Below are 22069 nucleotides of genomic sequence, written 5' to 3'. Positions count from 1 at the left end.
CGAGATGAGCCAGCCCACGATCCGCCTGACCGTCGCTCAGGCGCTGGTGCGGTTCCTGTCCGTGCAGTACACCGAGCGCGACGGCGTCCGGCACCGGCTGATCGCCGGCACCTGGGGCATCTTCGGTCACGGCAACGTGGCCGGCATCGGACAGGCCCTCCTCCAGGCGGGCGAGGACGTCATGCCGTACCACCAGGGCCGCAACGAGCAGTCCATGGTGCACGCGGCCGTCGGCTACGCCCGCCAGCTCAACCGGCTGTCCGCGCAGGCGGTGACGACGTCGATCGGACCGGGTGCGACGAACCTGGTGACGGGTGCGGCCCTGGCGACGATCAACCGTCTCCCGGTCCTCCTGCTCCCCGGCGACTACTTCGCCTCGCACGCCCCCGACCCGCTGCTCCAGCAGCTGGAGCACCCGACCGAGGCGGACGTGTCGGTCAACGACACCCTGCGCCCGGTCTCCCGCTACTTCGACCGGATCACCCGCCCCGAGGCCCTGATCCCGTCCGCGCTGAACGCCATGCGCGTCCTCGCCGACCCGGCAGAGACCGGCGCGGTCACGCTGGCCCTCCCCCAGGACGTCCAGGCGGAGGCGTACGACTGGCCGCAGGAGTTCTTCGCCGAGCGCGTCTGGTACGTACGGCGTCCCGCGCCCGACCCGGTCGAGCTGGCGGCGGCCGTGGCGGCGGTCCGGGCCGCCGAGCGCCCACTGATCGTCGCGGGCGGCGGCGTCCACCACAGCGAGGCCGAGGCGGCGCTGAAGGCCTTCGTCGAGGCCACCGGCATCCCGGTCGCGTCCACCCAGGCCGGCAAGGGCTCGCTCCGCCACGACCACCCCGCCGACCTCGGCGGCATCGGCCACACCGGCACCTCGGTCAGCGACGACATCGCACGCGGCGCCGACCTGGTGATCGGCGTGGGCACGAGGTACACCGACTTCACCACCGCCTCCGGCACGCTCTTCCAGAACCCGGACGTGCGTTTTTTGAACCTCAACATCACCGGCTTCGACGCGCACAAGCTGGCGGCGCGGACGCTGGTCTGCGACGCGCGGGCCGGGCTCACGGCCCTGACGGAGGCGCTTTCGGGCCACCGTGTGGACGGCGCGTACGAGTCCGAGTACCGCGCCGGCAAGGAGCGTTGGGACGCGGTCGTCGAGGCCGCCTACCGCGCCGACGACGAGAGCGCCGTGCCGACGCAGACGCAGGTGCTGGGCGCCCTGGACGCGGTCGTCGGCGACTACGACGTGGTCATCAACGCGGCCGGTTCACTGCCGGGCGACCTGCACAAGCTGTGGCGGTCCCGCTCACCGCGCCAGTACCACCTGGAGTACGGCTACTCCTGCATGGGCTACGAGATCCCGGCCGGGATCGGTATCCAGCAGGCGGCCCCTGACACGGCCGTGTGGTCGCTGGTCGGCGACGGCACCTATCTGATGATGCCGACGGAGATCGTGACCGCGGTCCAGGAGGGCCTGCCGGTCAACATCGTCCTGATCCAGAACCACGGCTACGCCTCCATCGGCGGGCTCTCGGCCGAGACCGGCGGCGAGCGCTTCGGCACCGACTACCGCTACCGGGCCGCCGACGGCACCTTCACCGGCGCCCCGCTCCCGGTCGACCTCGCCGCCAACGCGGCCAGCCTCGGCATGGACGTCCTGCGCGCCAAGACGGTGGGCGAGCTGCGCGAGGCGCTGGCCACGGCCCGTGCCTCGGACCGGCCGACCTGCGTGTACGTCGAGACCGACATCACGAACCCGACCGCCCCGGGCGCCGAGGCCTGGTGGGACGTGCCCGTGGCCGAGGTCGCCTCCCGCGAGGCCGCCGTCGAAGCCCGCGAACGGTACGACCAGCACGTCACCGACCGTCGCCACCACCTCTGAACTCCCGCACCTGACCTGCACTCGAAAGGCCCTTGCGCACCATGAAGACCATCACCCACTGGATCGACGGCAAGCCCGTGGAGGGCGGCTCAGGCCGCTACGCCCCCGTCTACAACCCGGCCACCGGCGCCCAGGAGAAGCAGGTCGCGTTCGCGACCGTCGACGAGGTGGACGCCGCCGTCGCCTCCGCCAAGGCCGCGTTCGAGAGCTGGGGCCAGTCCTCCCTGGCCAAGCGCACGGCGATCCTCTTCAAGTACCGCGAGCTGCTGGACGCCCACCGCGACGAGATCGCCGAGCTGATCACCGCCGAGCACGGCAAGGTGCACTCCGACGCGCTCGGCGAGGTGGCACGCGGTCTGGAGATCGTGGAGCTGGCCTGCGGGATCAGCGTGCAGCTCAAGGGCGAGCTGTCGACGCAGGTGTCGTCCCGGGTGGACGTGGCCTCGATCCGGCAGCCGCTGGGCGTGGTCGCCGGCATCACGCCGTTCAACTTCCCCGCCATGGTGCCGATGTGGATGTTCCCGCTGGCCATCGCATGCGGCAACACCTTCGTGCTGAAGCCGAGCGAGAAGGACCCGTCGGCGTCCTTCCGACTGGCCGAACTGGCCTCCGAGGCCGGGCTGCCGGAGGGTGTGCTGAACGTCGTACAGGGTGACAAGGTGGCCGTCGACCGGCTGTTGGAGCACCCGGACATCGAGGCGGTGTCGTTCGTCGGCTCGACGCCGATCGCGAAGTACATCCAGCTCAAGGCGGTTGAGCACGGCAAGCGCGTACAGGCCCTGGGCGGCGCCAAGAACCACATGCTGGTCCTGCCCGACGCCGACCTGGACTTCGCAGCCGACCAGGCGATCAACGCCGCCTACGGCTCGGCGGGCGAGCGCTGCATGGCCGTGTCGGTCGTGGTCGCGGTCGGCGACACGGGCGACGAGCTGGTCGGCAAGATCGCCGAGCGGGCGAAGAACCTGCGCATCGGCCCCGGCAACGACCCGGCGAGCGAGATGGGCCCGCTGATCACGCGCGAGCACCGCGACAAGGTGGCGTCCTATGTCGCCTCGGCCGCCGAGCAGGGCGCCGAGGTCGTCGTCGACGGCACCGGCTACTCGGTCGAGGGCCACGAGGACGGCTTCTTCCTCGGCGTCTCGCTGCTGGACCGGGTGCCGCTGACGGCGGACGCGTACCGGGACGAGATCTTCGGCCCCGTGCTCGCCGTGGTGCGTGCGGAGACGTACGAAGAGGCCATCAAGCTGATCAACGACTCCCGTTGGGGCAACGGCACCGCGATCTTCACCCGGGACGGCGGCGCGGCCCGCCGCTTCCAGCTGGAGGTGAAGGCGGGCATGGTCGGTGTGAACGTGCCGATCCCGGTGCCGGTCGGCTACCACTCCTTCGGTGGCTGGAAGGACTCGCTCTTCGGCGATCTGCACGTCTACGGCAACGACGGCATCGCCTTCTACACCCAGGGCAAGGTCATCACCACGCGCTGGCCGGACCCGTCCGACGGCGGCATCAACCTCGGTTTCCCCAGCAACTCCTGACAGCCTGACAGAGAGGTCGTCCCATGGCGAAGACCCGCGGCTCCGCACGTGCCGGGTCCGGCTCCGCGCTGGCCTCGCTGGACTTCGCCCTGGACCGGGGCAGTCCCGTGCCGCTGTACTACCAGCTCGCCCAGCAGCTGGAGGCGGCGATCGAGCACGGGGCCCTCGCCCCGGGCAACCTCCTGGGCAACGAGGTCGACCTGTCGGTGCGGCTGGGCCTGTCCCGGCCCACCGTCCGGCAGGCCATCCAGTCGCTCGTCGACAAGGGGCTGCTGGTCCGGCGGCGCGGGGTGGGCACCCAGGTGGTGCACAGCCAGGTGAAGCGCCCGCTGGAGCTCAGCAGTCTCTACGACGACCTGGAGGCGGCCGGGCAGGGTCCGACCACGCAGGTCGTCCGCAACGAGCGCGTCCCGGCGGCCGCCGACGTCGCCGCCGCGCTCGGGATCGCGGAGGGCGCCGAGGTCACGTTCCTGGAGCGGCTGCGCTGCACGCACGGCCAGCCGGTCGCGATCCTCTGCAACTACCTGCCCGCGAGCCTGCTCGACCTCGACACGGCCCGGCTGGAGTCGACCGGCCTGTACCGGATGATGCGGGCCGTCGGCATCACCTTGCACAGCGCCCGCCAGACCATCGGCGCCCGCTGCGCAACCGCCGGGGAGGCCGAGCGGCTCGACGAGAAGGAGGGTGCGGCGCTGCTGACCATGCAGCGCACGGCGTACGACGACACGGGCCGGCCGGTCGAGTACGGGACGCACATCTACCGCGCGTCCCGGTACGCGTTCGACTTCCAGCTGCTGGTCAGGGCTTGAGGCTCGCGGTGAACGGCGTGACCGGCCGCTCCAGCCGCTCGCCGTCCACGGTGATCTCCACCGCCTCGTTGTAGAACGCCATGAGCCCCTTGACGGGCGCCACCGCGGCCAGCGGCTCGGCGTAACTCCAGAGGATGTTCCGCGGGACCTCGCCTTCGCCGCGCCAGTTCCAGTACTGGGCCGTGCCCTTGTACGGGCACCCGGTGCTGTGGTCGGTGGGCTCGAACAGGTCGAGCCGGACGTCCTCGCGGGGCACGTAGTACCGCGTCGGCAGGCTGGTCTCGAACAGCAGCACCGGGCGGTGGGTGTCCGCGACGACAGTGCCGCCGATCTCGACCTGGACATGGCGGCCGCTGGGCATGGCGTCCACCCGTTTGTGCGGGTCACGGGGGTGGATGAAGATCTCTTCCTCCTCCTCGTACCAGTGGTCGAGGCCGGTACCCCAGCGCCAGAACCACTCGAAGGCGATGTGTCCGGCGAGGTCGGCGGCGGGGAAGGTCCATGCCGCGTTCTCCACAAGCTCGCCGTCGACCTCGAGGTCGTAGAAGATCTGCGAGCCGGTGTGTCTGCCCGGCTGCGGGTTCTTGGCGGGGCGGAGGAGGTCCGTGCGGACTTCCGCGCGTGGGAACGCGTAGCACGGCACGGGCAGATCGGGTTCCCAGACCAGGACGGGGTGCCGGCTGTCGACGACGGTGACATCGCCCTTGAGGCCCCGCACCCAGCGCTCGCTGGGCTCCCACAGGAGGCCTTCGGGCGTCGTACGGACGTTCCGCTCGGTGGGGAACAGAGGCATGGCCACTCTCCTTCGGCTCCTCTTCGGAGCGTACTCCGGGAGGGGTCAGTGGGCCGCGTCGAGCCGGGCCCGCTGGTCGGCGGTCAGCTCCAGGTCCACGGCGGCCAGGCTCTCCTCCAGCTGGGCCACGGAGGACGCTCCGACCAGCGGGATGATCGGCAGCTCGGCGCCGATCTGCCAGGCCAGGACGACCTGGTTGACGGTGGCCCCGGCCTCCTGGGCGACCTCGCGGAGCACCTTCAGACGGGCCGGGGTGCCCGGGTGGTCGAAGTCGCCGGGCAGGGCGACGTCCGGGCGGGTGTAGGCGCCCTTCAGCAGCGGCGAGTAGGCGACCAGGGCGAGACCGGGCTCGGCGCGCAGGTAGCTGAGCAGGTCGGGGCCGGCGTGGCCGAGGCTGCCGTCGGGGAACAGGCCCTCGGGGACGTCGAGGCGGGGCCGCAGGTGGCTGTGGGCGTACTGGAGCACCTCGTAGCCGGGCAGGCCCGCCGCGGCGGCGAGGGCGCGGGCCCGCTCGACCCGCCAGGTGGCGTGGTTGCTGACGCCGAGGAGACCGACCGTGCCCTCGGCGACCAGTTCGGCGAACCCCTCGACGGTCTCCTGGAGGGGGACCTTCTGGTCCTCGATGTGGGCGTAGAGCAGGTCCAGCTTGGCCACGCCGAGCCGGTCGCGGCTGCGTTCGGCGGACTCGCGGATCACCTTCGCCGACAGGCCCTCCGCGTTGTCGATGTAGCCGGTGCCGGGGGCCAGCGGGCGGGCGCCGAGCTTGGTGGCGATGACGATCTCGTCGCCGGCGCCTCGGCTGCGGCGCCACCGGCCGAGCAGTTCCTCGCTCTGTCCGCCCTGGCCGCCGTCCTCCCAGAAGGCGTAGTTGTCCGACGTGTCGATGAAGGTTCCGCCCGCCTCGACATAGCGGTCGAGGACGGCGAAGGAGGTCTCCTCGTCGGTCCGGGAGCCGAACAACATCGCGCCGAGCGCGAGGACGCTGACCTCGCGGCGGGTGTTCGGGGCAGTGCCTACGGTGCGGTACTTCATGGATGGCTTCCCTCCCGTTCGTGCACCCGCTCCGGGGCACGAACGGGAGTCTTCACGTTGAAGCGCACTTCAAGTCAAGGGCGTGGGCGCGCACTTGGTGTTCCTGGGCGTCACTTGGCGAACGGGCCGTCCAGCGCGGCCCACTGCAGCAGCATGATCGTCTTGGCGTCGGCGATCTCCCCGCTGCGGATCATCTCCAGGGCCCGCCGGAAGGGCAGCTCGACGATCTCGATGTCCTCGCCCTCCTCGTCCAGGCCACCGCCCTCGTGGGTGCGGGTGGAGGGGCCGTAGGCGGCGGCGTAGAAACTGACGCGTTCGGTGACCGATCCTGGGCTCATGTAGACGTCGAAGACGTGCCGGACCTCGCCGATGGTGTGCCCGGTCTCCTCCACCACCTCGCGCCGCACCGCGATCTCCGGGTGCTCGTCATCGTCGTCGAGCAGCCCGCCCGGCGTCTCCACCAGCATGCCGTCGGGGTGGCCGTTGACGTACACGGGGAAGCGGAACTGGCGGGTCAGCAGGACGGTTTCGCGTTCGGCGTCGTACAGCAGCATGGTCGCGCCGTTGCCGCGGTCGTGCGTCTCGCGCTGCTGGGTGCTCCAGGTGCCGTCGGCATGCTGGAAGTCGAAGGTCGTCGCGCGCTCGACGTACCAGTGGCTGGACAGGAGCTGCACGTCCCGCACCTTGATGCGGGGATTGCCGGTCAGGTCCCGGCCCGCCCGGTCGAGTCCGGTGCGGCCACGGCGGTCGGGGGTGTCGATGCCGGCGGTCATCGGGCACCGGCCGGGTGGATGAGCGAGTTGGTCATGGCCCGCTTCTACCACCCCGGCATGGCGTACGTCGCGCGGGAAGGTGAGGCGCGCGGGAAGGCGAGGAGGTGCGGAGCATTCGGGCCTCAGCCCGCGCCGTCCGCCTTGTCCAGGACCTGTGCCGACGCCGGAGGCCGGACGTCCACCGGCTCGTCGAAGGCGCTGAACGACGTGGTGGTGACGTTCCCGCCGCCCTTGTGGACGGTCTTGAGCAGGTGGGGCTTGCCCTCGGTGGCCACGTAGAAGGTGTATGTCCCTTCCTTGTCCGCCTTGTCCGTGACGTGCAGCGTGAGCGCTTCGCGGTCGCCGACGCGGGTGCCCTTCTTCGCCTTGCCGAACGATTCAGACTCACCAGCGCCGGCGTCATGGGAATCGTCCGCATCGAGCCCCCCGCTCCGTCCCCCTGTCCCCGACCGTCGACATGATCATGCCCATGATCGACAGCGGGCCTACCAGCCCCGGACAGGGCGTCCGGGGCCTTGCTCCGGCGCTGTCAGGCACCCGGCGGCACGGCCTGTTCGAAGCCGAGTTCACGCAGGGCGGTGCGGAGTTTGTCGGCCGCGTCGTCCAGCGCCGACATGTCCTCCTCCGGCTTGGCGTGGGAGAAGTTCAGATCGCCCAGGCCCCACATGGGCGCCACATGAATGTGCAGGTGGGGCACCTCGAAACCGGCGATGAGCAGCCCGGCCCGCGGAGCGTCCCACGCCCGCTGCACGCCCTGGCCGACGGCCTGGGCCACCTGCATGCAGTGGGACAGCAGTTCACCGTCGACCTGCGTCCACTGGTCGACCTCACGCCGGGGCACGACGAGGGTGTGCCCGGGCGTCAGCGGTGCGATGGACAGGAACGCCGTGGCGTGCGGGTCCTGCCAGACGAACCGGGCGGGAAGCTCTCCGTCGATGATGCGGGAGAAGACGGTGGTCATGCCGGGCCCCTTCGCTGCGGAAGATCTCTCGGAGCGAGCCTACGTTCCGAACAGGGCGTGCACCCGGTCCCGTTGACCTTCGACCGGCCGTCCCGGCAGGCGGACCGGTTCCGTTGGGTGGCGGGCCGGTGATGCCTACGCTCCGCGCGGCCTCGTCGAGAGTCTGGTCGCGCAGGCGGCGCCGTACGACCCGGGTACCTGCTCGCAGAACGTCGGTCGAGTCCGCGAGATCACACCCGGAACCGACCCTTGCGAACCCGTACGAGAAAGGGCCCCCGCAGGCTCTCACCTGCGAAGACCCTTCGCACCGTCGGGACGACAGGATTTGAACCTGCGACCCCTTGACCCCCAGTCAAGTGCGCTACCAAGCTGCGCCACGTCCCGGTGCCTTTCACGCGGTGAACCGCGTGATCGTGCGGACAGCACTTTACCGTACGGGGACGAGTGCGCCGAAGGGGGGCATCCGGCGAGGGGCCGGACGATGGACAATCGGTGTATGGGCAGCACATCGTCAGGACGCCAGGCCGCAGCACGGGACCGGGACAGCGAGGGGCGGGCACGTAACGCACGGCCCCGGGACGGTCTCGGGCGCCCCCTGCCGTACGACGCGGACGGCGTCGACCGCCAGCCCGAGGGCGTCGTGCGCGCGCCGGAGCAGACCGTCGCCGAGGCGCAGGAGCTGTTGGACGCCGGGAAGCCGTTCCATGCGCATGAGGTGTTCGAGGACGCCTGGAAGGCGGGGCCTGAGGGGGAGCGGGCCCTGTGGCGGGGGCTCGCGCAGCTTGCCGTGGGGCTCACGCACTCGGCGCGGGGGAACGTGACGGGCGGGCCGCGGCTGCTGCGGCGTGGAGCGGGGGCCGTGGAGGCGTGGGCGTCCGATGCCGGGGAGCGGCGGCCGTACGGGATGGATCTCGCGGGGCTGAGCGCGTGGGCGCGGGAACTGGCGGGGGTCGTGGAGGAGAGCGGGGAGGCCGTGGACGCGGGGGGCCGGGCGCCGAGGCTGCGGGGCGGGGAGTAGGGGCGAGGCGGGGCCGGCGGGCCTGAGCACTGGCGGAGCGGACGCGGTGTCCTTGGTGTCAGTGGCGTGGGGCAGACTCGGGGTGTGCGAAAGATTCATGTCATCGGTATCGGCGCGGGCGATCCTGAGCAGCTGACGTTGCAGGCGGTCAGGGCGCTGCGGAGTACGGACGTGTTCTTCATCCTCGACAAGGGCGAGGTGAAGTCGGACCTCACGCAGGTGCGCCGGGACATGCTGGACGCGCACATACCGGAGGGGACGTACCGGGTGGTCGAGGCCCGGGACCCCGAGCGGGACCGGTCCGCCGGCGGTACCGCCTACTCCCCCGCCGTCGGGGACTGGCGCAGTGCGCGCGCCGGGATCTACGAGCGGCTCATCGCCGAGGAACTGGGCGAGGACGAGACCGGAGCGTTCCTGGTGTGGGGCGACCCCGCGCTGTACGACAGCACGCTCGGGATCCTGGAGCAGGTTCTGGACGAGGGCGCCGTGGCCTTCGAGTACGACGTCGTACCCGGTATCAGCAGCGTCTCCGCCCTCGTCGCCCGCCACCGGACGGGACTCAACCGGGTCGCCCGCCCCGTACAGATCACCACCGGCCGCCGCCTGGCCGAGGGCTTCCCGGACGGCGTGGACGACGTCGTCGTGATGCTCGACGCCCACCAGGCCTTCCAGAAGTACACCGACCAGGACATCGACATCTACTGGGGCGCCTACATCGGCACCCCCGACGAGATCCTCGCCTCGGGCCCGATCGCGGAGACCGCCCCACGCATCGAGTCCCTGCGCGCGGAGGCGCGGGAGCGCAAGGGTTGGATCATGGACACGTATCTGCTGCGCCGGAATCCGAAGGAGTAGTAGGCGGTACGCCCGCCGACGCCATCCGGACTGCGGCCGGCCACCAAGCTGGGCGCACCGTGCCGAAATGGGGGTGCGTCGCGCGGCGGTCCGCCGTGATACTCGCCGTATGTCCGCGCCGGTGCGTTTCCGCGACCCCCTCACCGAGTTGTACGAGTTCACCGGTTCGGTCCTGGTGCGCTGCCCTCGCTGCGACGGAATCGCCCACTACGAGCGTCGGTCGGCCGTCGTTCCGGACGCGGACGGTGCGACGTACCCGCAGCGCCGTCTGGTCTGCCGATCCTGCGGCCTGGCTCGGCACTCGTCGCGTGCCGACGGACGGTGTGCCCTGCCGGATCTGTGGCTGCAGACCGAGACCAGGCACGGCGTGGTGTGGGCCTACAACCTCGAACATCTGGACCTGCTCAGGCGTTTCGTGGCGGCATCGCTGCGGGAGCGGCCGCCCTGGTACGAGCACGGGCGGAAGATGACCTACATCGGACGCCTGCCCGCCTGGATCAAGCAGGCGAAGAACCGCGACGAGATCCTGCGCGCCATCGACCGCCTGCGTGCCTCCGTCGTCACAGGCTGACACCGAGCCGCTCCAGCACCCCCGCCACGTCCGACACCGCTTCCACGCGCTCCGGGAGCGGCGGGCGGCGTACGAGCACGACGGGTAGGGCGAGTTGGCGGGCGGCCGTGAGTTTGGCTGCGGTTGCCGTGCCGCCGCTGTCCTTGGTGACGAGGGTGTCGATGCGGTGTTCGCGTAGGAGGGCCGACTCTTCGGGGAGGGTGAACGGGCCGCGGGACAGGAGGACTTCGGTGTGTGGGGGCGTCGGGGGCTCGGGCGGGTCGACGGAGCGTACGACGAAGTGCAGGTCCGTGAGGTGGGCGAAGGACGCGAGGCCCAGGCGGCCGGTGGTCAGGAAGACGCGGTGGGCGAGGCTGGGCAGGAGGGCCGCGGCCTCGTCGAGCGAAGCGACCTCGTGCCAGCGGTCCCCGGGGCCGGGGCGCCAGCCGGGCCGGCGCAGGACCACCGCCGGCACTCCGGTCGCCGTCGCGGCGCGGACAGCGTTCGCCGTGATCGACTCGGCGAAGGGGTGCGTGGCGTCGACGACGGTGTCGACGTGTTCGGCGCGCAGCCAGTCGGCCAGTCCCTCCGCCCCGCCGAAGCCCCCGATGCGTACCTCCCCGGAGACCGCGCCCGGTCGTGCCACGCGTCCCGCGAGCGAGGTGGTGACGCGGACGCCGGGGTGCGCCGCCAGCGCGGCGGCGAGTTCGCGGGCCTCGGTGGTGCCGCCGAGGATCAGGACGTGGCGGGGGGACATGGGGCGAGCGTACGTCGTGCCGTCCGCTGCGATGCCGCCGCCCTGAACGCCGGGAACGCCGCGGACACCGCGGACACCGCGGACACCGCGGACAGACACCGCGGACACCGCGAACACTATGAACACAACGAACGGACCCGTGGTTCCTCGCCCCGCCGCTCCCTAGCATCGCGGCGCACGGCTCGACGACGCGCCGAAGAGGAACGAGGAGCAGCGTCTTGGACTGGACGAGAACCCACGCAGTGATCCGCAGGTCTGCCCCATGGACCCCCCACCGGCGCACGACGCTGACCGCCCTGCTGGCCGGTGCCCTCGCCGCCGGCTTCCTCGTCGGCGCGTCGAACGCCCGGGGAGAGACCGGCGAGACGGCGGGCCCGGCTCGTGCCGAATGCCCCACCGCCATCGCCGACAAGGCGACCTGCTACACCGGCGTCGACCCCAATGGCGCCTACTACGCGATAGCCGTGCCCAACGACTGGAACGGCTCCCTCGTCGTCCACGCCCACGGCGGCCCCGACCTCGGTGCGGAGTCCGACCCCGGCCGCAGTCTCGACGACCTGGGGCGCTGGTCGGTGATGGTGAAGGAGGGCTACGCCTGGGCGGGTTCGTCGTACCGCCGGGGCGGCTACGGGACGCGGATGGCCGCCGCGGACACGGAGAGCGTGCGCCGACTGTTCGTCGGTGAGTTCGGCAAGCCCCGGCGGACGTATGTGCACGGCCAGTCGTGGGGCGGGAACGTCGCCGCGAAGGTCGTGGAGACGTACGGCGCCCGGCGCGGGGCGTACGACGGGGCGCTCCTCACCAACGGCGTCCTCGGCGGCGGCTCGCGCGGCTACGACTACCGCGTCGACCTGCGCGTCGTCTACCAGTACTACTGCGGCAACCACCCCCGCCCGACCGAGCCGCAGTACCCGCTGTGGCAGGGCCTGCGCGCAGGCTCGACCATGACCAGCGCCGGGCTGCGCGCCCGACTGCAGGAGTGCACGGGCCATGCGTCGGCGCCCCAGGAGCGGACCGCTCTCCAGCAGCGCAACCTCGACGACATCCTCGCCGTCACGCGGATCCCGGAGCGCACGCTGGAGTCTCACCTGCGGTTCGCCACGTTCACGTTCCGGGACATCGTGCACGACCGCCTCGGGGACCGGAACCCGTTCGGCAACCAGGGCGTCCGGTACTCCGGGTCGCATGACGACGAGGCGCTCAACGCCGGTGTCGAACGTTTCGCCCCCGACCCCACGGCCGTACGAGACCTGTCCTACGACAGCGATCTCACGGGCAAGGTCTCGATCCCGGTGCTGACGATGCACGCGATCGACGACCCGACGGCGTTCGTCGAGCACGAGGCGGCCTACCGGGCCACGCTGCACGGGGCCCGGCGGGACGGGCACCTGGTGCAGACGTTCACGCGGGAGGCCGAGCACAGTGAGCTGAGCGACGCCGAGTACGCCAACTCCATCGCCGCCCTGGACAAGTGGGTACGCAGCGGCAAGAAGCCGACGGCCGGGTCGGTCGCGGCGTCCTGCGCGGCGTTCGACCGCACCTACGGCACCGGCTGCTTCTACGACCCGGCGTTCCGCCCCGCCCCGTACGCCATGCGCGTCGAGCCGCGTCCGGGCGGGCTGCGGTGGCCCGCCATGACCTCGGCTCAGGAGCGGGCGTGGAGCAGGATCGAGGGTGTCGGGATCGCGCCCTGACCTGTGCCGGGAGGATCGATGGCTATGGTCCTGGCATGGAATCCGTACGTGGCGTGGAATCCCTGCGGGCCGTCCTGATCGACATCGACGGGGTGCTCACCGTCTCGTGGCAGCCGCTGCCGGGTGCCGTCGAGGCGCTGCGGGAGATCCGCGAGGCCGGGCTCGGTGTCGCGCTGGTCACGAACACGACCTCGCGGACCCGGGCGTCGATCGCGCGGACGCTGGCGGACGCCGGGTTCCCGGTGTCCGCCGAGGACATCCTGACCGCGCCCGCCGTCACCGCCGCGTATCTGGCGGAGCACTGTCCGGGGGCCCGGTGTGTGCTGCTGAACAGCGGGGACATCGCCGAGGACCTGGGCGGAGTCGCTGTCGTCGGAGATGACGAGGACGGCGACGAGGGCGCGGGCGGCGACCGGTCCGTTCCGGACGTCGTGGTCGTCGGGGGTGCCGGGCCCGAGTTCGGCTATGCGGCGCTGAACCGGGCCTTCGGGCATCTGCAGCGCGGGGCGCGGCTGGTGGCCATGCACCGGAATCTGTACTGGCGTACCGATGACGGGTTGCAGCTGGACACCGGCGCGTTCCTGGTCGGTCTGGAGAAGGCGGCGCGGGTCGAGGCGGAGATCACGGGGAAGCCGTCGGCCGCGTTCTTCGAGGCGGCCCTGGCGCATGTGGGGGTCGGCGCGGGCGAGGCGGTGATGGTCGGGGACGACGTCGAGTCCGATGTGCTGGCTGCGCAGCGGGCCGGGGTCAGGGGCGTGCTGGTCAGGACCGGGAAGTATCTGCCGGAAACGCACCGGGCCGCGAGCGGCACGCCCGACCATGTGATCGACTCCTTCGCCGATCTGCCCGCCCTGCTGAGGGAACTGCGGGGGTCAGCGCAGGAGTAGGGGTCAGCGCAGGAGTAGCTGGAGGCCGCCGACGACCGTCGCCGCGATCACCAGTTGCTCGAACAGCCGCTGGTTGATCCGGTTCACCGCCCATTTGCCGAGGAACGCACCGGGCACGACGAAGAGCACGAGCGCCGCGTCGAGCAGGAGCGAAGGGCCGTCGATCAGGCCGAGTCCGGCGCTGAAGGGCACCTTGGAGACGTTGACGATCAGGAAGAAGAAGGCGGACGTCCCGAGGAAGCCCAGCTTGCGGAAGCCGGCCGACAGCAGGTACATCGACATCACCGGGCCACCCGCGTTGGCGACCATCGTGGTGAAGCCGCCGAGGACGCCGTACGAGCGGGCCTTGACCCGGCCGGCCCGGCTGGTGACCGAGTCCGGCTCCGCCTCTTGCTCGGCGGTACGGCGGCGCCACACCGTCACGCCCGCCATCATCAGCAGGATCGCGCCGATCGACGTACGGACGATGCCGTCGTCGGCCCACACGAGGAACAGCGTGCCGAAGGCGACGCCGGCCGCGACCGCGGGGAACAGCCGCCCTAGCGTGGGCCAGTGGGCGTGCCGTCGGTAGGTGAGGACGGCGAGGACGTCCCCGGCGATCAGGATCGGCAGCAGCACGCCGGTGGAGGCGCGGGCGGGGAGCACGGCGGCGAAGATCGCGAGGCTGACCGTGTTGGCCCCGCTCACGGCCGTTTTCGAGAAGCCGACGAGCAGGGCCGCGAAGGCGAGCGCGGCGAACTCCCAGCCTGTTATGTGCCAAAGCGTCATCGTGTCCATGCGGAGACCGATGGTATGTGCAGACAACAGGTACTGGTAAAGACCGTCTCGCCAGTCGGGAGATTGCTAGTGCCTCTCCACCAGCACCGCACTCCCCTGCCCGACGCCTACACACATGGTCGCCAGCCCTCGCTCGGCCCCCGTGCGCCGCATCCGGTGCAGCAGCGTCGTGAGGATCCGCGCACCGGAGGAGCCCAGCGGATGGCCCAGCGCGATCGCGCCGCCGCTCGCGTTGACCAGCTCGGGATCGATGCCGAGCTCGTCGACGCAGGCGAGGGCCTGCGCCGCGAACGCCTCGTTGAACTCGGCCTCCTGGATGTCGCCGATCGTCCAGTCGGCGCGGGCGAGAACCTTGCGGGTGGCGGGGACCGGGCCGATGCCCATCACGTCGGGGTGGACGCCCGCCGAGCCGCCGGCGACGTAGCGGCCCAGGGACTCCAGGCCGAGTTCGTTGAGGGCTTCCTCGCTGACGAGGAGCAGTGCGGCCGCGCCGTCGTTCATCGGTGAGGCGTTGCCCGCGGTGACCGTGCCGCCCTGCCGGAAGACCGGCTTCAGGCGGGCCAGCTTCTCGTACGACGTGTCCTCGCGGATGCACTCGTCGCTGTCGACCAGCACGCCGTCCGGGCGCACGACCGGCAGGAGTTCGTCGTCGAAGTGGCCGTTCTTGCGGGCCTCGGCGGCCCGTTGGTGGCTGCGCAGGGCGAAGTCGTCCTGCCGTTCGCGCGGGATGCCGTATCGCTCCGCGACCTCCTCGGCCGTCTCGCCCATGGACAGCAGACCGTGCAGCTCCTTCATCGCCGGGTTGACCAGGCGCCAGCCGAGCCGGGTGTCGACGGTTTCGATGCGATGGGGCAGGGCCTCGTCGGGGCGGGGCAGGACGAAGGGGGCGCGACTCATCGACTCGGAGCCGCCGGCGAGCACGATGTCGGCCTCGCCCGCCGCGATGGTGCGGGCGGCCGACGTCACCGCCTCCAGGCCGGACGCGCACAGGCGGTTGACCGTGGCACCGGGGACGGACTCGGGCAGCCCGGCGAGGAGCGCGGCCATGCGGGCGACGTTGCGGTTGTCCTCGCCTGCCTGGTTGGCGGCGCCCCAGTAGACGTCGTCGATGCGCGCCGGGTCGAGTGCGGGCACCTCGGCGACGAGGCCACTGATCACGGTCGCGGCGAGGTCGTCGGGCCGTACCGGCGACAGCGCTCCGCGCAGCTTGCCGATGGGTGTGCGGCGGGCGGCCGCGAAGTGGACGGGACGCACGACAGGACTCCTGACCGGGCCGTATGGACGGCACCCTTAATTAGCACCGCTAGTTTTGGACTATAGACCGCCCTGCCGCCCGCTGGGAAGATCCCCTGGGAACCCGCACCGACGCAGCCGGAGGAAGCATGGCCGACGCCCGCGAGCACGTACTCGACGGAAGCCGGGGATCGATCGTCGTACGCGAGTGGCCGAGCCGCGACCGGCCCCGCTACCTCGCCCTCGTGATCCACGGCTACGGCGAGCACGTCGGCCGGTACGCCGAGGTGGCGGACGTCCTGGTCAGGCACGGCGCCGCCGTCTTCGGGCCCGACCACGTCGGTCACGGCAGGTCGGCGGGTGAGCGCGTGATGATCGAGGACTTCGAGGACGTGGTCGCCGATGTGCATGCGGTCGCGGGGCTGGCCCGGGCCGCGCATCCGGATGTGCCGGTCGTCACGGTCGGGCACTCCATGGGCGGCCTGATCGCGGCCCGCTACGCCCAGCTCCACGGCGACGGGCTCGCCGCCCTGGTCCTGTCCGGGCCCGTGATCGGCGACTGGGAGCTGCCCCGCCGGCTGCTCGCCCTCGACGAGATCCCCGACACGCCCATCAGCCCGGCCGCGCTCTCACGCGACCCCGGGGTGGGCGCGGCGTACGTGGCGGATCCGCTGGTCTGGCACGGGCCGATGAAGCGGCCGACGGTCGAGGCATTCGCGCGGATGCTGGACACCGTGTCCAAGGGCGGCGACATCGGACGCCTGCCGCTGCTGTGGCTGCACGGCGACAACGACCGACTGGTCCCGCTGACCGGCAGTCGTGTCGGGGTCGAGGAACTGCGCGGGGGCGAGCCGTCCGAGCACATCTGTGGCGAGCACATCTATCCGGAAGCCCGGCACGAGGTGTTCAACGAGACGAACAAGGCGGACGTCTTCGCGGACCTCATCCATTTCCTGGACGGTGTGTTCGCACACTGAGACACGCCGCGTTTTGCACCGGTTCGCCCTGGGCACCCGCGCCCGCATGGGGTGGTACCAGCGTCGCACCTGCGTCGCACCGCTCCGCACTGGCCCGACCACGCCAGAAATGGAGGAGCGCGGAATGACTGTCGTCAAGAGCACGCTTCCCGAACCGGCACGCCGCGTCGCCGGCGAGGCGCTGCAGAGCACTCTCGTCGATCTTCTCGGACTCTCGCTGATCGGAAAGCAGGTGCACTGGAACATCGTGGGCCCGCGGTTCCGCTCGATCCATCTGCAGCTCGACGAGGTCGTCTCGGTGGCCCGCTCGTTCGCCGACACGGTCGCCGAACGCTCCGCCGCACTCGGCCTGCCGCCCGACGGCCGGCCGGAGACCATCGCCGCGGCCTACACACTGCCCGGCCCCAAGGAGGGCTGGGTCCGCGACAACGAGGTCGTCCAGCTCGTCGTGGACTCCCTGGCGGCGGCCATAGAGCGGCTGCGCGCGCGTATCGCCGCGACCGCCGAGCCGGACCCGGTGACGCAGGACCTGCTGATCGGCATCACGAGCGAGCTGGAGAAGCAGCGCTGGATGTTCGACGCCGAGAACTGGCCGCGCGACGAGTGACGCCCAGCACCGACACCGACACCGACACCGACACCGACACCGACACCGACACCGCGAAACGCCGTACGCGCAGCACCGTACCCGGAGAGAAGGGGCACATTGTGACCGACGCCCTCGAACTCGACGCACTGTGGCAGGAGTTCCACCGCGTCGTGAACATGACCTCGCAGGAGCTGGCCGCCTGGCTGCGGGTCAGTGACGCGGACGAGGAGACCGAGCCGCTGCCCGACCAGGCCGGGACGCCGACCGGGCAGCACGTCCTCGCGATCCTCCAGAAGCGGCGCACGGACCTGACGGACGATGATCTTCAGGTCATGTACGACGTCGTGGACACCGTCACCGACCAGGCGGACCTCGAGAACGAGCCCGAGCCCGAACAGACACGCCGTCGGCATCAGCTGATGACGATCGGCCACGACCCGCTGAGGCCGTGAGCAACGACAAGCGGGTCGTACGGGAACTCGTCCGCGCGCACGGTCAGACGTTCGCCGAGGAGGCCGGCATCCCGCTGCGGAACACCCCGCAGCCGCTGTACCGGCTGCTGGTCCTCGCGCACCTGCTCAGCGCCCGGATCCGCGGCTCCATCGCCGTCGGTACCGCCCGCTCCCTGTATGACGCGGGGCTGCGCGATTCGCGCCGGATGGCAGACGCCGACTGGCAGGAGCGGGTCGACGCGCTGGGCCGCGGCGGCTATCGACGCTACGACGAGCGTACGGCCACCCAACTCGGCGAAGGCGCCGAGCTGTTGAACGACCGGTGGGGCGGAGACCTGCGTCGGCTGCGCAAGGAGGCCGCCGGCGACGTCGCCGAACTGCGCGGTCTGCTGCGGGAGTTCCCCGGCGTGGGACCGTCCGGCGCCGACATCTTCCTGCGCGAGGCCCAGCGGGTCTGGCCGGAAGTGGCGCCCTACCTGGACACCAAGGCGCTCGCGGGCGCCGAGCGGCTCGGCCTGCCCAAGGATCCGGAACGGGTGGCCGGCCTCGCCGGGAGCACCGACCCGGCCGTGCTGGCCGCCGCGTTGGTGCGGGCCTCGCTCGACAAGGAGGTGGCCGAAGACAGTCTCCGCCGGGCCGCGTGATCGTGGAAGACTGCTCGCAGCACACGTTGTCGAGCACAGGAGGCCTGCGTGGCGGGGACCGAGTCGGGAACCGAGTCGGCGGCCCAGTCGCCCGTGTCTCGTATCGACACGAGCAGACCGCATCCGGCTCGGGTGTACGACTGGTTCCTCGGCGGCAAGGACAACTACCCGGTCGACGAGGAGCTCGGACAGCGGATCACCGCGATGCAGGGCGACGCTCCGCGGCATGCGCGGGCCAACCGCCGGTTCATGCAGCGGGCCACCCGGGCGGTCGTCCAGGAGACGGGGATCCGGCAGTTCCTCGACATCGGCTCCGGCATCCCGACCGAGCCCAACCTGCACCAGATCGCCCAGTCCGTCGTACCGGACGCACGGGTGGTCTACGTCGACAACGATCCGATCGTGCTCGCTCACGCGGAAGCCCTGCTGCGTGGCACTCCGCAAGGCGTGACCGAGTATGTGCAGGCCGACGCGCGTGAGCCGGAGCGGATTCTCGAACAGGCAGCGTCTGTCCTCGACCTCGACCGGCCCGTCGCCCTGTCCCTGATCGCACTGCTGCACTTCATCGCGGACGACGACGGCGCGCACCGGCTCGTGGACACGCTGGTCGGCGCGCTGGCGCCGGGCAGCTGCCTGGTGCTGTCGGCGATGACGGCGGACTTCGAACCGGAGAACGTCCGTCAGGGGATCGCGGCCTACAACGCGAGCGGGGTGACGCTCGTGGCCCGTTCACACGCCGAAATGGGCCTCCTCTTCAAGGGACTTGAGCTGCTGGAGCCGGGGATCGTCTCGCTGTCGGACTGGCGGCCGGCCGCAGACGAGCGCGGGGAGAACGAAGAACCTGTTTCGCTGTACGGCGCCGTGGGTCTGAAGCCCTGACCTGACCCACCGCCCCCGCACGCGGCCGCTCACCCGAGCAACCACCCCCCGTCCACCGCGAGTTCGACCGCGTTGACCGACCGGTTGCGCAGCAGGAAGTCCACCGCGTCCACGACGTCGGCCATTGTGGCGAGCTGCCCGGTGGGGGTTCTGGCGCGCAGCCCAGCCAGCACCTCGCCGGGCTTGGCCAGCCAGTACGGGCTGTCCCCCACGACCCCGGGATGCACGGCGTTGACCCGTACCGGCGCCAGCTCGACGGCGAGGGTGTTCACAAGTCCGCCCACGCCCGCGTTGACGGTCGCCACCGTCGTCGCACCGACGTACGGGCGCTCCTTGGCCTGTCCGCCGAACAGCACGATCGCGCTGTCGTCGTGCAGCCGTGGGCGCAGGGCGTGCACGACCTCGGTGTAGCCGACGAGCTTGAGCGTGACGAGACGCACGGCGGCGTCGATGTCGTACTCCGTGACCCGGTTGTCGTCCCGGGAGACGCCCGCGACCACCAGGTGGTCCAGGCGCCCGACGCCGGCCAGCGCGGCGGCGATCTCCCGAGGCTGCGACAGATCCAGGGCGAGGCCCTGAGCAGCGCCGATCTCCTTGGCCACCGTGTCGGCGCGATGTGCGTCGCGGCCGGTGAGGACCACCTCGTCACCCCGCCGCGCACGGAAGCGGGCGAACTCGCGGCCGATCCCTGAGGTGCCGCCCACGACGAGCACACTGCTCATGACCCCAGCGCCTCCCTCAGATACTCCCAGTCCCGCGTGAACCGGTAGGAGTGCCGCGGCGGCGGCTGCGGCGCCTGGGTCTCCAGCCAGCGCAACGGCCCCTCCCCCGCGTTGGCGAACCCGTGCACACAGCCGGCGCCCGCCCACGCGAGGTCGCCGGGGCCGAGCCGGTACCGCTCACCGTCGAAGGCGGCGTCCACGGTCCCCTCCAGGAACAGGTACGTCTCCTCGAAGGGATGGTCGTGCGTGCCGGCCACCCCGTCCGGCGCGTACTGCACCATGAACATGGTCGAGGCGACGGCGCCGAGATCGCTGTCGACCATCATCTTCACGGTGATCCCGCTGTACACGAGCAAGGCCGTACGCATGCTCGCCGACGCCGCGAGCAGGTCCTGGGCCTGCTTGCCGGGGTCCATCTGTGCGGGCTCGAAGTGGCCGAAGGACCGGGTGCGCGGGTCGCGGACGTCGATGCGCACGGGGTCGCGGACCGGCAGCGCGGGCACCGCCTGGGTGTCGTGGCCGTAGCGGGCCCGCGGTACCGGCGCGAGCATGTCGGCCCAGCGGCCGACGGTGTCCCCGGTGCCGCGCCAGGCGTGCGGGACGCCGGTCGGGAGGAGGCCGTAGTTCCCCTCTTCGAGGAGGTACGACCCCTCGGGCACCTCGAGGATCACGGCCCCGTCGAGCACATGGAAGCTCTCCTCGTACGAGTGCACATGCGCGCCGACCCGGCCGTCGGGCCGTATCTCGCACACACCGAAGCCGGTGTGCACGCTGCCGTCGCCCTCGCCGACCAACTCCCGCCGTCGGTGGCCGAGTTCGTCGTAGGTCGGCTCCGGGACGTCGGCGGCCCGGCGCACCAGGTGTCGGGTCATGCGGCGCTCTTCTCCTCCTTTGCGGCCAGGAGCCGGTCGCGGGACCCCTGGACCAGTCGGCGGGCCCGGTCGACGTCGGCCACAAGCCGGCCGTCACGCTTGCGGATCACACCGTCGACGATGACCGTGTCGACGTTGGAGACGTCCGCCGACAGCGTCACCGCGGCGGCCGCGTCGTGCACCGGGGCGACGTTCAGTGCGGTGGCGTCGATCGCGACGACGTCGGCGCGCTTGCCGGGGGTCAGGGAGCCGGTGCGGTTCTCGACGCCGGCGACGTGGGCACCGTTGCGTGTCGCGATCTCCAGCATCTGACGTGCCGTCAACATCGTTTCCGGGACAGGCAGGTTGGCCTTCCAGCAGTCGGCGTTGACCCGGGCACGCTCGGCGCCGAAGGCCGCGCGGATCTGGGTGAACATGTCGCCGGGCACGGTGGTGACGACATCGATGCTGAGGGAGGGCCGCAGCCCGAACTCGATGGCCTTCATGACGGGCGGCCAGCCGTGCCCCATCTGCTCCTCGACCTGCGGTGCGATCGAGACCGTGCCGCCGCTGTCGGCGACCATCTGCCACTCCTCCTCGCTGAAGTAGCAGCAGTGGACATAGGTGGTGTCGGGACCGAGCAGCCCCAGCCCCTGGAGCTGCTTGACCATGCCGAAGCGGCCCGCGAGGCGGCCCATCGCCACGTGCACGGTGATCGGGATGCCGAGGTCGCGGGCGAGGGCCCACTCGGCGGTGACGACGTCGTTGGTGCAAAAGCCTGGGCCGCGGGTGGCCAGGCCCATGGTCAGCAGGCCGTCGTCGGAGGGAAAGTAGGCGCTGCGGATGCGGCGTACGTCGTCGCCCGGGATCGCGATCTTGCTGTCGAACCAGTAGTCGGCCAGTGAGGTGTTGGCGCTGCCGTACGCGTACTGCGCGCGGATGCCGGTCTCCGTGAGCGCCTGGATCGCGGCGTCGGGATGCTCGGGTGTGTTGTTGATGTGGGACCAGTCGACGAGGGTCGTGATGCCTGCGTTGAGGCACTCAAGCGATCCCGCGAGGTTGGCCGCGTACACGTCCTCGGGGGTGTAGAGCGGCGCGAAGGAGTCGAGGATGTCGACGAAGTAGTCGTCCAGGGTGGCGTCGGGGGCGACGTTGCGGATCGACGCCTCCCAGGTGTGGCGGTGGGTGTCGACGAAGCCGGGGATCACGATACGGCCGGTCATGTCGAGCACTTCCGCGTCGGCGCTGATGTCCGGCTCCACCGCCGTGATCCTCCCGTCCTCGATGAGGACGTCCCCCTGTGGGAGGTCCCCGACAGCGGGGTCCATCGACAGCACGTGACCGGCTCGCAGGAGCATCCGATCGGGCATCGCTCTTCCTCCCATGCGGTGTTTCGGGC

Annotated in this window: 24 protein-coding genes and 1 tRNA gene; 13 read left to right on the top strand and 12 right to left on the bottom strand. The window is 71.2% G+C overall.

The annotated features are described in order from the left end of the window. Positions 1–4: 4 nt before the first annotated feature. From iolD to AB5J55_RS37070, 3 genes are read left to right on the top strand one after another with little or no spacing between them, the layout of a single operon-like run. Positions 5–1882: a 3D-(3,5/4)-trihydroxycyclohexane-1,2-dione acylhydrolase (decyclizing) gene (gene iolD, locus AB5J55_RS37080; protein WP_369274814.1), complete on the top strand. Its 1878-nt coding sequence runs from the start codon at positions 5–7 to the stop codon at positions 1880–1882. Positions 1883–1923: 41 nt separating this feature from the next. After that, the gene (locus AB5J55_RS37075; protein ID WP_369274813.1) at positions 1924–3417 is read left to right on the top strand and encodes a CoA-acylating methylmalonate-semialdehyde dehydrogenase; all 1494 of its coding nucleotides are present in this window, start codon (positions 1924–1926) and stop codon (positions 3415–3417) included. 23 nt (positions 3418–3440) lie between these two features. After that, positions 3441–4226 (top strand): GntR family transcriptional regulator, encoded by a 786-nt coding sequence (locus AB5J55_RS37070; protein ID WP_369274812.1) that lies wholly within the window; start codon positions 3441–3443, stop codon positions 4224–4226. Here the strand turns inward: AB5J55_RS37070 and AB5J55_RS37065 are convergent. The 6 genes from AB5J55_RS37065 to AB5J55_RS37040 all read right to left on the bottom strand — a co-directional run bounded on the left by AB5J55_RS37065 (position 4216) and on the right by AB5J55_RS37040 (position 8169). Continuing rightward, positions 4216–5019 (bottom strand): DUF427 domain-containing protein, encoded by an 804-nt coding sequence (locus tag AB5J55_RS37065; protein ID WP_369274811.1) that lies wholly within the window; start codon positions 5017–5019, stop codon positions 4216–4218. The genes AB5J55_RS37070 and AB5J55_RS37065 overlap by 11 nt on opposite strands. A 45-nt stretch (positions 5020–5064) precedes the next feature. Further along, positions 5065–6051, bottom strand: coding sequence for an aldo/keto reductase (locus AB5J55_RS37060; protein WP_369274810.1), 987 nt, complete (start codon positions 6049–6051; stop codon positions 5065–5067). Positions 6052–6161: 110 nt separating this feature from the next. Next, the gene (locus AB5J55_RS37055) at positions 6162–6824 is read right to left on the bottom strand and encodes an NUDIX domain-containing protein (RefSeq protein WP_365053228.1); all 663 of its coding nucleotides are present in this window, start codon (positions 6822–6824) and stop codon (positions 6162–6164) included. A 122-nt stretch (positions 6825–6946) separates the two neighbouring features. Continuing rightward, positions 6947–7099, bottom strand: coding sequence for a hypothetical protein (locus AB5J55_RS37050; RefSeq protein WP_369274809.1), 153 nt, complete (start codon positions 7097–7099; stop codon positions 6947–6949). A 254-nt stretch (positions 7100–7353) separates the two neighbouring features. Next, a complete protein-coding gene (locus tag AB5J55_RS37045) occupies positions 7354–7785 on the bottom strand; it encodes an HIT family protein (protein ID WP_369274808.1) in 432 nt (143 codons plus the stop codon). 310 nt (positions 7786–8095) lie between these two features. Further along, positions 8096–8169 (bottom strand) — tRNA-Pro (locus AB5J55_RS37040). Positions 8170–8281: 112 nt separating this feature from the next. Here AB5J55_RS37040 and AB5J55_RS37035 point away from each other — a divergent pair. From AB5J55_RS37035 to AB5J55_RS37025, 3 genes are all read left to right on the top strand, one after another. Beyond that, positions 8282–8803: a DUF309 domain-containing protein gene (locus AB5J55_RS37035; protein ID WP_369274807.1), complete on the top strand. Its 522-nt coding sequence runs from the start codon at positions 8282–8284 to the stop codon at positions 8801–8803. A gap of 84 nt (positions 8804–8887) precedes the next feature. Next, positions 8888–9658, top strand: a complete 771-nt coding sequence (cobF, locus tag AB5J55_RS37030; RefSeq protein ID WP_369274806.1) for a precorrin-6A synthase (deacetylating) — start codon at positions 8888–8890, stop codon at positions 9656–9658. 109 nt (positions 9659–9767) lie between these two features. Continuing rightward, positions 9768–10229 (top strand): hypothetical protein, encoded by a 462-nt coding sequence (locus tag AB5J55_RS37025; protein WP_369274805.1) that lies wholly within the window; start codon positions 9768–9770, stop codon positions 10227–10229. Here the strand turns inward: AB5J55_RS37025 and AB5J55_RS37020 are convergent. After that, positions 10219–10965 carry a cobalt-precorrin-6A reductase gene (locus AB5J55_RS37020; RefSeq protein ID WP_369274804.1) on the bottom strand — a complete coding sequence of 249 codons (747 nt, stop codon included), beginning with the start codon at positions 10963–10965 and terminating at the stop codon, positions 10219–10221. The two genes, AB5J55_RS37025 and AB5J55_RS37020, sit on opposite strands and share 11 nt — an antisense overlap. A gap of 401 nt (positions 10966–11366) precedes the next feature. Between AB5J55_RS37020 and AB5J55_RS37015 the strand changes: the two genes are divergently transcribed. Continuing rightward, complete coding sequence (locus AB5J55_RS37015; protein ID WP_369276397.1) at positions 11367–12659, top strand: hypothetical protein; 1293 nt, start codon at positions 11367–11369, stop codon at positions 12657–12659. A 53-nt stretch (positions 12660–12712) separates the two neighbouring features. Continuing rightward, a complete protein-coding gene (locus AB5J55_RS37010) occupies positions 12713–13546 on the top strand; it encodes an HAD-IIA family hydrolase (protein ID WP_369276396.1) in 834 nt (277 codons plus the stop codon). A 3-nt stretch (positions 13547–13549) separates the two neighbouring features. Here the strand turns inward: AB5J55_RS37010 and AB5J55_RS37005 are convergent, their stop codons facing one another. Together AB5J55_RS37005 and AB5J55_RS37000 are read right to left on the bottom strand one after the other, a co-directional pair. Next, complete coding sequence (locus AB5J55_RS37005) at positions 13550–14323, bottom strand: sulfite exporter TauE/SafE family protein (RefSeq protein ID WP_369274803.1); 774 nt, start codon at positions 14321–14323, stop codon at positions 13550–13552. A 66-nt stretch (positions 14324–14389) separates the two neighbouring features. Further along, complete coding sequence (locus AB5J55_RS37000) at positions 14390–15577, bottom strand: acetyl-CoA C-acyltransferase (protein WP_369274802.1); 1188 nt, start codon at positions 15575–15577, stop codon at positions 14390–14392. Positions 15578–15705: 128 nt separating this feature from the next. On the opposite strand from AB5J55_RS37000, the gene AB5J55_RS36995 reads away from it, so the two are divergent. The 5 genes from AB5J55_RS36995 (at position 15706) to AB5J55_RS36975 (ending at position 19097) form a co-directional block, all read left to right on the top strand. Next, positions 15706–16533 carry a lysophospholipase gene (locus AB5J55_RS36995; RefSeq protein WP_369274801.1) on the top strand — a complete coding sequence of 276 codons (828 nt, stop codon included), beginning with the start codon at positions 15706–15708 and terminating at the stop codon, positions 16531–16533. 124 nt (positions 16534–16657) lie between these two features. Then, a complete protein-coding gene (locus AB5J55_RS36990; protein WP_369274800.1) occupies positions 16658–17140 on the top strand; it encodes a Dps family protein in 483 nt (160 codons plus the stop codon). Positions 17141–17241: 101 nt separating this feature from the next. Beyond that, on the top strand, positions 17242–17574 hold the full coding sequence (locus tag AB5J55_RS36985; protein ID WP_369276395.1) for a DUF3140 domain-containing protein: 333 nt from the start codon (positions 17242–17244) through the stop codon (positions 17572–17574). Further along, the gene (locus tag AB5J55_RS36980; protein ID WP_369274799.1) at positions 17571–18218 is read left to right on the top strand and encodes an endonuclease; all 648 of its coding nucleotides are present in this window, start codon (positions 17571–17573) and stop codon (positions 18216–18218) included. The genes AB5J55_RS36985 and AB5J55_RS36980 overlap by 4 nt, the downstream gene beginning before the upstream one ends. Positions 18219–18266: 48 nt before the next feature. Further along, the gene (locus tag AB5J55_RS36975) at positions 18267–19097 is read left to right on the top strand and encodes an SAM-dependent methyltransferase (RefSeq protein ID WP_369274798.1); all 831 of its coding nucleotides are present in this window, start codon (positions 18267–18269) and stop codon (positions 19095–19097) included. Positions 19098–19126: 29 nt separating this feature from the next. On the opposite strand, the gene AB5J55_RS36970 is transcribed toward AB5J55_RS36975, so the two are convergent. Genes AB5J55_RS36970 through AB5J55_RS36960 form a run of 3 tightly spaced genes read right to left on the bottom strand, consistent with a single transcriptional unit; the run spans position 19127 to position 22040 of the window. Next, positions 19127–19819 carry an SDR family oxidoreductase gene (locus AB5J55_RS36970; RefSeq protein ID WP_369274797.1) on the bottom strand — a complete coding sequence of 231 codons (693 nt, stop codon included), beginning with the start codon at positions 19817–19819 and terminating at the stop codon, positions 19127–19129. Further along, positions 19816–20691: a cupin domain-containing protein gene (locus AB5J55_RS36965; RefSeq protein WP_369274796.1), complete on the bottom strand. Its 876-nt coding sequence runs from the start codon at positions 20689–20691 to the stop codon at positions 19816–19818. The genes AB5J55_RS36970 and AB5J55_RS36965 overlap by 4 nt, the downstream gene beginning before the upstream one ends. Beyond that, entirely contained in the window at positions 20688–22040 is a 1353-nt protein-coding gene (locus AB5J55_RS36960; protein ID WP_369274795.1) for an amidohydrolase family protein, read from the bottom strand. The genes AB5J55_RS36965 and AB5J55_RS36960 overlap by 4 nt, the downstream gene beginning before the upstream one ends. Positions 22041–22069: the final 29 nt, after the last annotated feature.

Origin of the sequence: Streptomyces sp. R11 (assembly GCF_041051905.1) — a bacterium.
In the GTDB taxonomy this organism is placed as follows: Bacteria; Actinomycetota; Actinomycetes; order Streptomycetales; family Streptomycetaceae; genus Streptomyces.
Note: the sequence above shows the minus strand (reverse complement) of the source record. Positions and strands in the feature narration are given on the sequence as shown.

What these genes read in the sequence shown, in the direction of transcription:
- iolD (WP_369274814.1), top strand. Translation starts at nt 5, where the DNA reads ATGAGCCAGCCCACGATCCGCCTGACCGTCGCTCAGGCGCTGGTGCGG.
- AB5J55_RS37075 (WP_369274813.1), top strand. Translation starts at nt 1,924, where the DNA reads ATGAAGACCATCACCCACTGGATCGACGGCAAGCCCGTGGAGGGCGGC.
- AB5J55_RS37070 (WP_369274812.1), top strand. Translation starts at nt 3,441, where the DNA reads ATGGCGAAGACCCGCGGCTCCGCACGTGCCGGGTCCGGCTCCGCGCTG.
- AB5J55_RS37065 (WP_369274811.1), bottom strand. Translation starts at nt 5,019, where the DNA reads ATGCCTCTGTTCCCCACCGAGCGGAACGTCCGTACGACGCCCGAAGGC.
- AB5J55_RS37060 (WP_369274810.1), bottom strand. Translation starts at nt 6,051, where the DNA reads ATGAAGTACCGCACCGTAGGCACTGCCCCGAACACCCGCCGCGAGGTC.
- AB5J55_RS37055 (WP_365053228.1), bottom strand. Translation starts at nt 6,824, where the DNA reads ATGACCGCCGGCATCGACACCCCCGACCGCCGTGGCCGCACCGGACTC.
- AB5J55_RS37045 (WP_369274808.1), bottom strand. Translation starts at nt 7,785, where the DNA reads ATGACCACCGTCTTCTCCCGCATCATCGACGGAGAGCTTCCCGCCCGG.
- AB5J55_RS37035 (WP_369274807.1), top strand. Translation starts at nt 8,282, where the DNA reads ATGGGCAGCACATCGTCAGGACGCCAGGCCGCAGCACGGGACCGGGAC.
- AB5J55_RS37025 (WP_369274805.1), top strand. Translation starts at nt 9,768, where the DNA reads ATGTCCGCGCCGGTGCGTTTCCGCGACCCCCTCACCGAGTTGTACGAG.
- AB5J55_RS37020 (WP_369274804.1), bottom strand. Translation starts at nt 10,965, where the DNA reads ATGTCCCCCCGCCACGTCCTGATCCTCGGCGGCACCACCGAGGCCCGC.
- AB5J55_RS37005 (WP_369274803.1), bottom strand. Translation starts at nt 14,323, where the DNA reads ATGGACACGATGACGCTTTGGCACATAACAGGCTGGGAGTTCGCCGCG.
- AB5J55_RS36995 (WP_369274801.1), top strand. Translation starts at nt 15,706, where the DNA reads ATGGCCGACGCCCGCGAGCACGTACTCGACGGAAGCCGGGGATCGATC.
- AB5J55_RS36990 (WP_369274800.1), top strand. Translation starts at nt 16,658, where the DNA reads ATGACTGTCGTCAAGAGCACGCTTCCCGAACCGGCACGCCGCGTCGCC.
- AB5J55_RS36970 (WP_369274797.1), bottom strand. Translation starts at nt 19,819, where the DNA reads ATGAGCAGTGTGCTCGTCGTGGGCGGCACCTCAGGGATCGGCCGCGAG.
- AB5J55_RS36965 (WP_369274796.1), bottom strand. Translation starts at nt 20,691, where the DNA reads ATGACCCGACACCTGGTGCGCCGGGCCGCCGACGTCCCGGAGCCGACC.
- AB5J55_RS36960 (WP_369274795.1), bottom strand. Translation starts at nt 22,040, where the DNA reads ATGCCCGATCGGATGCTCCTGCGAGCCGGTCACGTGCTGTCGATGGAC.